The organism is Sphingobium sp. EM0848, from assembly GCF_013375555.1.
Lineage (GTDB): Bacteria > Pseudomonadota > Alphaproteobacteria > Sphingomonadales > Sphingomonadaceae > Sphingobium.
Map to the genome: position 1 here is coordinate 2,771,559 of NZ_JABXWB010000001.1, position 11,498 is coordinate 2,783,056.

6 protein-coding genes are annotated in these 11,498 nt (G+C 63.7%); 4 read left to right on the forward strand and 2 right to left on the reverse strand.

The annotated features are described in order from the left end of the window. Positions 1–151: 151 nt before the first annotated feature. On the forward strand, positions 152–3,142 hold the full coding sequence (locus HUK73_RS13475) for a TonB-dependent receptor domain-containing protein (protein ID WP_176592353.1): 2,991 nt from the start codon (positions 152–154) through the stop codon (positions 3,140–3,142). A 123-nt stretch (positions 3,143–3,265) separates the two neighbouring features. Here the strand turns inward: HUK73_RS13475 and clpB are convergent, their stop codons facing one another. Together clpB and HUK73_RS13485 are read right to left on the reverse strand one after the other, a co-directional pair. Continuing rightward, the gene (gene clpB / locus HUK73_RS13480) at positions 3,266–5,845 is read right to left on the reverse strand and encodes an ATP-dependent chaperone ClpB (protein WP_176592354.1); all 2,580 of its coding nucleotides are present in this window, start codon (positions 5,843–5,845) and stop codon (positions 3,266–3,268) included. A 98-nt stretch (positions 5,846–5,943) separates the two neighbouring features. After that, positions 5,944–7,563 carry a M28 family metallopeptidase gene (locus HUK73_RS13485; RefSeq protein WP_176592963.1) on the reverse strand — a complete coding sequence of 540 codons (1,620 nt, stop codon included), beginning with the start codon at positions 7,561–7,563 and terminating at the stop codon, positions 5,944–5,946. A 139-nt stretch (positions 7,564–7,702) separates the two neighbouring features. On the opposite strand from HUK73_RS13485, the gene HUK73_RS13490 reads away from it, so the two are divergent. The 3 genes from HUK73_RS13490 (at position 7,703) to HUK73_RS13500 (ending at position 11,498) form a co-directional block, all read left to right on the forward strand. Continuing rightward, entirely contained in the window at positions 7,703–10,573 is a 2,871-nt protein-coding gene (locus tag HUK73_RS13490) for a pitrilysin family protein (RefSeq protein WP_176592355.1), read from the forward strand. A gap of 23 nt (positions 10,574–10,596) precedes the next feature. Beyond that, entirely contained in the window at positions 10,597–10,899 is a 303-nt protein-coding gene (locus HUK73_RS13495; protein WP_176592356.1) for a hypothetical protein, read from the forward strand. Positions 10,900–11,048: 149 nt separating this feature from the next. Beyond that, on the forward strand, positions 11,049–11,498 hold the full coding sequence (locus tag HUK73_RS13500) for a MarR family winged helix-turn-helix transcriptional regulator (protein ID WP_176592357.1): 450 nt from the start codon (positions 11,049–11,051) through the stop codon (positions 11,496–11,498).

Consider the following 11,498-nt stretch of genomic DNA (forward strand, 5'->3'; position numbering starts at 1 on the left):
TGACATTGCTTTACACTCATAAAACGACTGCGCAGAGTGCCTCGCAGTACGTGTGAGAGGAGTGTGCTGTCGGGCTCCTTTGCTCCTGTCATGCGTCAAAAAAGCAAGCGCGCGGAGCGATTCGCGTGACTCCAGAGCAAGGGACTGGATTGTGAAGACCATAAACAAGATCGGGCTGCGCGGTGGCGCGGCTCTCCAGGCGTTGACGCTCGTCGGCGCCGGCCTCGCGGCCTTCTCCGCACCTGCATTCGCACAGGCTCCGCAGGCTGCCGATAAGCAGGCTGCATCCGATGAAGGCAGTGAAACCATCGTCGTTACCGGCTCCATCTTCCGCAATCCGTCGACGGCGACTGCCGCTCCGCTCACGGTGCTGAGCTCGGAAGAACTGTCCAAGCGCGGCGTCAACACCATTTCCGACGCTGTTCAATCGATCTCCGCGAACAATGCGGGTTCGATGAGCAAGAGCTGGAACAGCTTCAACTTCGCGACCGGCGCAACCGCCGTGTCGCTTCGTGGCCTAGGCAGCGGCAACACGCTGACCCTGTTCGACGGCCTGCGCAGTGCGCCCTATCCGCTGGCGGATGACGGCCACCGCAACTTCGTCGACCTGAACGCGATCCCGGACGCCATTGTCGACCGTATCGACGTTCTGCAGGACGGCGCGTCGGCCACCTATGGCGCGGACGCCGTCGCGGGCGTGGTCAACGTCATCGTCAAGAAGGAAATCGTCGGCCTGCACGCCAATGCCTCCGCTGGCATTTCGCAGCGCGGCGACGCCGGGGAGCGCCGGATCGACGCGACCTATGGCTATGGCAAGCTGAACGAAGACGGCTTCAACATCTACATCAACGGCGAATATCAGAAGAGCGACCCGCTCTACGCCCGCGATCGTGGTTTCCCCTGGAACACGGCCGATCTCAGCTCCTATTGCAATGCGGCGGGCAGCTGCCTCGCCAACAACGTCATCAATGGCGTTCAGAGCAATGGTGCGATCCTGAGCATCGGGTCCACCCGCGTGCCTGTCATGCGTCCTTATGATCCCACCACGCTGACGCCGAGCGGCAATTGGGTACTCGCCAATCCGGCAGCCGGATGTCGCGACTTGACGTCGGTCACGCTGACCCCGGCGCAGCAGGCTGCACTCGGCGCCACGGCGCAGCAGTGCCAGCAGGACAATGTGAAGGACTATCTGCAGGCCCAGCCGTCGATCGAACGCATCGGCGGTACGCTGCACGCGACGGTCAATGTGGGCAGCAGCGCCCAGGCCTATGCGATGTTCAACTTCTACAACGTCAAGACGGCGTCCTCCATCGCGCCGCTGACCTTCGCTGGCCAGACTGCCGCAGGTGGCGACACCTTCGTCCTCAGCCCGGTCCTGCTGCCGGTCTATGTCTGCCCGCAGGGCACCGTGACCTGCACCGCGGCGAACGGTACGCTGAACCCCAACAACCCCTTCGCCTCCTCGGGCCAGCTGGCACGCGTCAACTATCGCTATGACCGTCCGCGTGAGACGTTCAGCGATGCCAAGACCTATCGCGCTGCCGCCGGGATCAATGGCTCCTTCGGCACGGGCTGGGACTATGACGCGAACTTCACTTGGTCGCGCGTCGATCTGAAGGTCACGAACAAGAATTATCTCTTCGCCCAGCATCTGGTCGACGTGATCAATGACGGTTCGTGGAACTTCATCAATCCGGCCGCCAATTCGGAAGCGCTGCGCAACTATATTGCGCCGGTCAACGTCAACAAGTCCAGCTCGGAACTGTGGCAGGTCCAGGGCACGCTGGCCAAGGAATTCTTCCAGCTGCCCGGCGGCGCGCTGAAGCTCGCCATCGGCGGTGCCTATCGTCACGAATCGATCGACAACCCGAGCGCTAATCCGCCGAACAATGACAATCCGTCCGAGCGTTATTACAGCATCAACGCCGTGGGCGCGATCGGCAGCCGTAACGTCAAGTCGGCTTTCTTCGAACTCGATGCGCCGGTTTTCGACCAGCTGTCGCTGAACGCTTCGGGCCGCTACGACAACTATTCGTCGGGTCAGAAGAATTTCTCGCCGAAGTTCACTGCGATCGTAAAGCCGATCGAGCAGGTCCGCCTGCGCGGGACCTTCTCCAAGGGCTTCCGCATCCCGAGCTTCAACGAGGCCTATGGTCTGCCGACCACTGGTTATGTGACGACCACTATTGATTCGAGCACGCCGGAAGGTGCGGCCTTCATCCAGGCTCATGGCGGCAATGCTTATGCTTCGCTGCCCTATTCCTATGGTCTGACGGCAACGGGCAATCCGGAACTGAAGCCTGAAAAGTCGACCTCCTACACCCTGGGTGCGGTGTTCGAGCCGTCTTCGCGTTTCTCCTTCACCGCCGACTATTGGCATATCAAGATCAAGGGCCTGATCGGCAGCCCCGATTATTCGAGCGTCGCCAGCCTCTATTATCAGAATAACGGCGTCGTGAATCTGCCGGGTCTCGTGGTCAAGCCGGGTATCCCTGATCCGGATCACCCCAGCGCGCTGCCGGTCCTGGGCTTCATCGAATATTCGTTCGTGAACTCGGATTCGCAGATCGCTTCGGGTCTGGACTTCTCGGCGACGGGGCGTTTCGATCTGGGCAGAAACATCCGGCTGACCAGCAGCGTGAACGCCTCCTATCTGATGAAGCTGCAGAAGACCGTCGGCGGCGTCGTCCAGCGTTATGACGGTACGCTCAGCCCGTGCGACGTGACGTCCTGCTCGGGTGCGCCGAAATGGCGTGGTACTTGGAGCAACACGCTCGACTTCAACGACAAGGCCTTCATCAACCTGACCGCCTATTACACGTCCGGTTATGACATGGCCTCGATCGACTATGAAGGCGTGAAGGGTGATTGTGAGGCCAGCGTTGGTGCTTCGGTCTATACCTATCGCGACGGCACCCCGTTCAAATGCCGCGCCAAGCGCTGGATCGACCTCGACATGACCGCCAGCGTCAAGGTTGCCGATCAGTTCACCCTGTACGCCAACGTCATGAACCTGCTCGACACCAAGCCGGACTTCAATCCGGGGCAGACCTACAGCCTGGGCTACAACTATAACGTGGCCTGGGAAGGCGCCGGCTTCACCGGCCGTTGGTTCCGCGTCGGCGTGAAGGTCGATTACTGATCGGCTAGCCACAATCTGAATGAAGAGGGGCGCTTCCATCAGGAAGCGCCCCTTTTTGTTGGCATCAAATCAAAAGAGCAGGGCAATTGAACCGATGTATCGGTTCAATTGCCCAGGCTTCCCTCAACCAACGCTGAGTTTCAGCGCGCCGTCGCCTTCATCGACCCGGACCAGCGATCCGTCCGGCACCTCGCCGCGCAGGATCAGGTCGGCCAGCGGGTCCTGCAAATAGCGCTGGACCGCGCGTTTCAGCGGTCTTGCGCCATAGACCGGGTCATAGCCGACGCGCCCCAGCCAGGCCCGCGCGCCATCGGTCAGGTCGAGCGTCACCTTGCGGTCCTTCAGCAACTTGCCGATCCGCGCGACCTGAATGTCGACGATCGGCGCCATATGGCTCGCGCCAAGGCGGTGGAACAGGATCACCTCGTCCAGACGGTTCAGGAACTCCGGCCGGAAATGCGCCCGGACGATCTCCATCACCTGATCCTCGACCTTCTCCACCGGCTCATCGTCGGCAAGGTTGGCGATGAACTGGCTGCCGAGGTTCGACGTCAGCACGATGATCGTGTTGGTGAAGTCCACCGTGCGGCCCTGTCCATCGGTCAGGCGGCCATCGTCCAGCACTTGCAGCAGCACGTTGAACACGTCGCCATGCGCCTTTTCGACCTCATCGAACAGGACGACCTGATAGGGCCGCCGCCGCACGGCTTCGGTCAGCACGCCGCCTTCCTCATAACCGACATAGCCCGGGGGCGCGCCGATCAGCCGCGCGACGCTGTGCTTCTCCATGAACTCGCTCATGTCGATGCGCACCATCGCGCTGTCGTCGTCGAACAGGAAGCCCGCGAGCGCCTTGGTCAGTTCCGTCTTGCCGACGCCGGTGGGGCCGAGGAACAGGAAGCTGCCCAGCGGCCGGTTCGGGTCCTGCAAGCCCGCCCGCGAACGGCGCACGGCGGTCGCCACGGCCTTCACCGCGTCGGCCTGACCGATGACGCGCTTGCCAAGTTCCGCCTCCATCGCGAGCAGCTTCTCGCGTTCACCCTCCATCATCTTGTCGACGGGGATGCCGGTCCAGCGGCTGACGACCGAGGCGATGTCTTCGCTCGTCACCTCCTCGCGCAGCATCGCCCCTTGCGTGACATTCTGCGTCTCGGTCAGCTTGCGCTCCAGTTCCGGGATGCGGCCATAGGCAAGCTCGCCGGCCTTCGCGAGATCACCGGCACGCTGCGCCTGATCCAGTTCGACTCGCGCAGCGTCCAACTGCTCCTTGAGCCTGCTTTCGCCCGCGATCTTGTCCTTTTCCGCCTGCCAGCGCTGGGTGAGTTCCGCCGATTGCTGTTCGAGGTTTGCGAGATCCTCCTCCAGCGCGTTCAGACGATCTGCCGAGGCCTTGTCGGTTTCCTTCTTCAGCGCCTCCCGCTCGATCTTGAGCTGGATGATGCGGCGGTCGAGCGTCTCGATCTCCTCGGGCTTGGACTCCACCTCCATGCGCAGGCGGCTCGCGGCCTCGTCCATCAGGTCGATGGCCTTGTCCGGCAGGAAACGGTCGGTGATGTAGCGGTTGGAGAGCGTCGCCGCCGACACGATCGCGCCGTCGGTGATCCGCACGCCATGGTGCAGCTCATATTTCTCCTTCAGGCCCCGCAGGATGGAGATGGTGTCCTCCACCGTCGGCTCGCCCACGAAGACCGGCTGGAACCGCCGCTGGAGTGCGGGGTCCTTCTCGACATATTTACGATATTCGTCGAGCGTGGTCGCGCCAATGCAATGCAGCTCGCCGCGCGCCAGAGCAGGCTTCAGCAGATTGCCCGCATCCATCGCGCCCTCGGATTTGCCCGCGCCGATCAGCGTGTGCATTTCGTCGATGAACAGCACGATCTGGCCTTCCGCGCCCTTCACCTCGTCCAGCACGCCCTTCAGCCGCTCCTCGAACTCGCCGCGATATTTGGCGCCGGCGATCAACGACCCCATGTCGAGCGCCATCAGCGTGCGGTCCTTCAGCGTATCGGGCACGTCGCCATTGGCGATGCGCAGCGCGAGGCCTTCGGCGATGGCGGTCTTGCCGACGCCGGGGTCGCCGATGAGGACGGGGTTGTTCTTGGTGCGCCGGGCGAGAATCTGGATGGTGCGGCGGATTTCCTCGTCGCGGCCGATGACAGGGTCGAGCTTGCCCATGCGCGCCGCTTCGGTCAGGTCGCGGGCGAATTTCTTGAGCGCGTCATAGCGATCCTCCGCGCCAGCCGTGTCGGCGGTGCGCCCGCCGCGCAGATTGTTGATTGCGGCGTTCAGCGCCTCGGCCTTCACGCCGGCCGCCGCCAGCGCCTTGCCCGCCGCCGTGGTGGTGGCGAGGGTGAGCGCCAGCAACAGCCGCTCGACAGTGACGAAGCTGTCGCCCGCCTTGGTCGCCACCTGCTCGGCGGAATCGAGGACGCGCACGGCGTCATTGTCGAGGCCGGGCGTCTGCTGCGCGCCGCTGCCGGAAACGGACGGCACCTTGGCCAGAGCCGCATCGGTTTCGCGCAGCGCCACGCTCGCGTCGCCGCCCGCCGCCTTGATGAGGCCGGACGCCATGCCCTGCTGGTCCTCCAGCAGGGCCTTCAACAGATGCTCCGGACTGATGCGCTGGTGGCTCATCCGGATCGCGACGGTCTGCGCCGACTGGAGAAAGCCCTTGGCGCGGTCGGTAAATTTTTCGAGATTCATGCGGTCCTCGTCTGGGAATCGGCCCCTTCGTGAAATCTGTCACGATGTAGTGTTGCTTAAAAGCCACACAAGAGGCGCTACGCAAATATCCTTAGTCGTTATGGTTTCACCGCCTTGGGCGCATCCGGCGCAAAGGCATCCCCGAAGAAATCGCCCTTATACCAGCGCGGCGCCTCCGGCTCATCGGCAATCTCGCGGGCGATGGCATAATTCACCTTGGCGAATTTCGCCGCCGCCTCCCAATGGAAGGGCAGGCTCATCTGGTCGGAGGGCTGGTGATAGTCGGTCTTGAGGAAATGCTCGAACGCCTCTTTTCCCGGCCCGGCGAACCCGGTCATCAGGAACACCGCAGGCACCCCTTCCTGCACGAAGCGATAATGGTCGGATCGGGTGAACAGCCCTTCGGCGGGCAGCGGATCAGGCGAGAGGGAAATGCCCTCCGCCTTGGCCGCCTTGGCGACGATGGGGCCGAGGGTCGAATGTTCGGCGCCGAACGCCACTACATCCTGAAAATCATAGGTCAGGATCGGCATGTCGAGATTGACCACGCCGACCAGCTTCGCCCCTGCCGGCAATACCGGATTCTTCGCCAGGAACTGCGAGCCGAGCAGCCCGTCCTCCTCCGCCGTCACCGCCGCGAACAGGATGGAGCGCTTCGGCCGTTCCCCGCTTTCAGCAAAGGCCTTCGCCACCGCCAGCATGGTCGCCACGCCGGAGGCATTGTCCATCGCGCCATTATAGATCTTGTCCGGTCCCTTCGCGCTTTCCTTGATCCCCAGATGGTCGAGATGCGCCATCAGCAGCACATATTCATGGGACAGCGCCGGGTCGGAGCCGGGCAGCACCGCGAGGACATTGCTGCTGGGCGCTGTCTCGACGGTGCTGGCGCGGTCGAGCTGGACCGTCGGTTTCAGGGCAAAGCCCTTGGGCCGCCCGCCCTTCTTTGCCGCCTGCGCGCGGATCATGGCGAGATTCTTGCCCGATCCGGCGAGCAGCGCTTCGGCGGCGGCGGCATCGGCATAGGCGGTGCCGCGAATGCCGGGCGTGCGGACAAAGGGCTGGCCCTGCTTGTCGAGCCAGCTCACCGTGGGGGATTGCGCCCGCTCGCGCAGCTTCTCCCAAGGGGTGCGGGAGAGCAGGGCGTCGCTGGGAATGGTGATGAGGCCGATGGCGCCCGCCTCTTGCGCGGCCAGCGACTTTTCGGAAGCGAGGTGCGCGCCGATCTCGCTCGGCATGCCGACCGGCGATCCGGCGAGGGCCACCGCGAACTTGCCGTGCAGGTTCAGGCCCGCATAGTCGTTGATCTTCTCACGGTCCGATTTCAGTCCATAGCCGACGAACACCGCCTGACCCGACAGGCTCTGCTTCAACTCACGGCCGAAGGCGCTGATGGCGACATCGTCGGTGAAGCGCTTGCCCGCGATGGTGAGCGAGGGGGTGGTGTCCTTGTCGAGCCGGGCGACAGCCAGCGTCACCGGCTGATACCAACTGCCGGGCAGCGCCTGTTGCAGGCCCAGAGTCTCGAACCGCGCGGCGACATAGCGGGCGGCGATATCGTAACCGCGCGTGCCCGCGTCGCGCCCCTCCAGCAGATCGTCGGCGAGGAAGCCGATATCGGCGCGGATTTCATTCCCGGTGATGGAAGCGGTCTGCGCCGTCGCCGCGCCGGGAGCGGCGAGGACCAGAGCGAGGGCGGAGAGGAGGGGCAGGGTGCGCATCGGGTGCAAGACCTTCTTCTTATGGTTGAATGCGCGGAAGCCTATCGCGCCAGTTCGCACTGTCCAGCCTAATGCGTATTGCGAGTCTAAAACGCCCCGCTATGCTGCCCGTCGATCCACTGACCTTCATGAGGCGCTCATGACCTTTTCCCCCTTTTCCCGCCGGGTAGCCTTGATGCTGGGCCTGTCTTCGCTCGCGTTCGTGCCTACGATGCAGGCGGTGGCGGCTCCGGCGGCGACCAGCGTGGCCGCGCCCGCGCCGCTCTCCAGCCTCGTGGCGGCGGTGAACATTCCCTATGAGGAATTCACGCTGCAAAACGGTCTGCGCGTCATCGTCCACACCGACCGCAAGGCGCCGGTCGTGGCCGTGTCGGTCTGGTATCATGTCGGGTCGCGCTTCGAACCGGCGGGCAAGACGGGCTTTGCCCATCTGTTCGAACATCTGATGTTCTACGGTTCGGAAAATGCGGACGGGCCTTTCTTCGGGCGGCTGGAGGATATCGGCGCGACCGACTGGAACGGCACGACCTGGTTCGACCGCACCAATTATTTCGAGACGGTGCCGACCGGCGCGCTCGACCGGGCGCTGTTCCTGGAGTCCGACCGGATGGGCCATCTGCTGGGCGCGGTGACGCAGACCAAGCTCGATACCCAGCGCGGCGTCGTGCAGAATGAAAAGCGCATGGGCGAGAATGAGCCTTATGGCCTTGTCGAATATGCCCAGCTTGCCGCGATGCTGCCGGAGGGGCATCCCTATCGCCATTCGACCATCGGTTCGATGGCGGACCTGAACGCGGCCAGCCTTGCCGACGTGCAGAACTGGTTCAAGACCCATTATGGCCCGAATAACGCCGTGCTGGTGCTGGCGGGCGACATCGACGTGCCGACCGCCAGGGCGAAGGTGGAGAAGTGGTTCGGCAATATCGCTGCCGGTCCCGCGCCCAAGGATGTGGACGCGACGGTGCCGACGCTCGACAAGGATGTCGAAAAGGTGATGCACGACAATGTCGCGGCGACCCGGCTCTATCGCAACTGGATCGTGCCGGGGGTCAATAGCGACGATCTGCCGCAGCTTGATCTGGCCATGGCGGTCTTCGGCGGGCTGAAGTCGTCGCGGCTCGACAACATATTGGTGCGCGACGAGAAGGTGGCGGTCGGCGTCAAGGCCAGCATCCAGCCCTTCGAGAAGCTCAGCATTGCCGAGATCACGGTGGACGTGAAGCCGGGGCAGGACCCGGTGGCGGTGGGCAAGCGCCTGGACCAGCTTCTGGCCGACTATCTCGCCAAGGGGCCGAGCGCGGATGAGGTGCAGCGCGCCGCGACGCAGCAGCTTTCGGGCACCATCGGCGGGCTGGAGAAGGTCGGCGGCTTCAACGGCAAGGCGGTGACGCTGGCAGAGGGGGCCGTCTATTCCAACGACCCGGCCAAATATAAGAAGGATCTGGAGGCCTATGCCGCCGCCACGCCGCAATCGGTGAGCGAGGCGGCGCGCAAATGGCTGGGACGGCCGGTGTTCCGCCTGACCGTGGCGCCGGGCGAGCGTTCGGCGGAGGACAATGCGCTGGCGGGCAACGCCATCCACCATCCCGCCTATTTCCGCGATCCCAAAAAGCCCGCGCCTGTGGCCGCGACCCCGCCGCCGCCCCCGAAGATCGCCGAACCGGGGATCGAGCCGGTCAAGGATCTGGAGTTCCCGGCGGTTGAACATGCGACGTTGAAGAACGGCATAGCGGTGGTCTTCGCGCGCCGGGCGACGGTGCCGGTGGTGCGAGTGTCGGTGTCCTTCGACGCGGGCAATGCCGCCGATGACAAGGCCAAGCTGGGCACGGCGGGGCTGACCACGGCGCTGCTGGATGAAGGCACGACGACGCGCAGTTCGATCCAGATCGCGGAAGAGCAGGAGCGGCTGGGCGCATCGATCAGCGCGGGCAACAGCATGGATGCGACCAATGTGGGCCTCTATGCGCTTAAGCCCAATCTGGATGCTTCGCTGGGGCTTTTGGCCGATGTGATCCGCAATCCCGCCTTCGCGCCGACCGAGGTTGAGCGTCTGCGCGGGCAGGTGTTGACCCGGATCGCGGCGGAAAAGACCGAACCCATGCCGATCGCGCAGCGTCTGCTGCCGCCGCTGCTTTATGGGCAGGCGCATCCCTACGGCATCCCCTTCACCGGCTCCGGTACGGAAAGTGGCGTCAAGGCGGTGACGCGGGCCGATCTGATCGCTTTCCATGACAAATGGTTGCGGCCCGACAATGCGACGATCTTCGTGACCGGCGACACGACGCTGACCGATGTGATGCCGCTGCTCGAAAAGCGCTTCGGTGACTGGAAGGCGCCGAAGATTGCCAAGGGCGCCAAGCTGTTCCGCATGGACCGCATGATGCGCCCGGCGCGGATCATTCTGGTCGACAAGCCGCAAAGCCCTCAGTCGATGATCCTGGCCGGCCTGCTGACCAACAGGCAGGGCACCGACAATCCAGTAACGCTCATCACCGCCAATGAGGTGATGGGCGGCAGCAGCACCTCCCGCCTGATCATGGACCTGCGGGAGAGCAAGGGCTGGGCCTATTATGCCGGGAGCGCGCTGCCGGGGGTCAAGGAAACGATCCCGCTGCTGGTCTATGCCCCGGTGCAGACCGACAAGACCGGCGAATCCATCACCGCCGCGCGCAAGGACATCAGCGACTTCCTGACCACCAAGGGCACGACCGAGGCGGAGCGCAACCAGACGATCAACAGCCAGATCCTGTCGCTGCCGGGCAGCTTCGAAACCTCGTCAGACCTGCTGGGCGCGATGATGCGCAACCGGACGCTGGGGCGGCCGGACGATTATTATGCGACGCTGCCGGGCGTCTATCGCGCCATGACCGCCGCCGACATGGACAAGGCGGCGCGGGAGGCGATCAATCCCGACCGTTTGATCTGGGTCGTGGTGGGCGACGCGAAGCTGGTGAAACCGCAGCTTGACGCGGTCGGCCTTCCGGTGGAAATGGGCACATTGGCTGATTGACGATTACGTAAAGGAGAAGTGCTATGGCAGCAGTGGACGGGGCCTATGATTGCGTGGCGAAGACGCCGATGGGCGACCAGAATGGCGTGCTGACGGTGATCAGTTCGGGCGACAGCTTCCACGGCACCTTTGCCGGCATGATGGGCTCGCTCGACGTGACCGAGGGCAAGGTCGACGGCAACAAGCTGAACTGGAAGATGAACATGACCCTGCCCATGCCGATGACGCTGGAATGTGAGGCAGAAGTGAGCGGGGACAGCATCACCGGCACGATGCAGCTCGGCGCCTTCGGCGCGGCGGGCTTTTCGGGAACGCGCCGGGGCTGACCGGTTCAAAAGGCTTTGGGAAGGGGCAGGGAACCAGGGCGTTCCCGGCCCCTTTTTTCATTTCTGACCCGTGCCAGCATGAACAAAATTTAAGGAGCAAATCGAAACTAAAATCTTGACGATGGCCATTAGTTAGCTATCTAACAAAAATGCCCGAATCGGAGTTGAAACGCGCCTTGGCGCATAAAATGCCTCAGGTCTCGCGCCAGTGGCGGCAATTGGCCGACATGGCGCTGGCAGAGTTCGGCGTTTCGAACAGCGCGGGCTGGTGCCTGATCTATCTCGACCGGCTGGGGGCCGATGCGCGGCAGGCCGATCTGGCCGAGGAACTGGGCATCACCCAGCCCTCGCTGGTGCGGACGCTGGACCAGTTGCAGGCGGCGGGGCTTGTCGAGCGCGTGCCTAATCCCGACGATCGGCGTTCTAATCGAGTCGCCTTCACGCCGGAGGGGCAGGACATGGTAGGGCAGATCGAGGCCAGGCTGGATAATTTGCGGCGCGAGTTGCTGGAAGGCGTCCCCGACGCCGCGATCGAGATTGTGGTCAACCTGCTGAGCCTGCTGGAACAACGCATGGCCGAGCGGCGGGGGCAAGGCTGA

Coding starts and splice junctions, on each gene's coding strand:
- clpB (WP_176592354.1), bottom strand. CDS start 5,845: ATGAATCTCGAAAAATTTACCGACCGCGCCAAGGGCTTTCTCCAGTCG.
- HUK73_RS13485 (WP_176592963.1), bottom strand. CDS start 7,563: ATGCGCACCCTGCCCCTCCTCTCCGCCCTCGCTCTGGTCCTCGCCGCT.
- HUK73_RS13490 (WP_176592355.1), top strand. CDS start 7,703: ATGACCTTTTCCCCCTTTTCCCGCCGGGTAGCCTTGATGCTGGGCCTG.
- HUK73_RS13495 (WP_176592356.1), top strand. CDS start 10,597: ATGGCAGCAGTGGACGGGGCCTATGATTGCGTGGCGAAGACGCCGATG.
- HUK73_RS13500 (WP_176592357.1), top strand. CDS start 11,049: ATGCCCGAATCGGAGTTGAAACGCGCCTTGGCGCATAAAATGCCTCAG.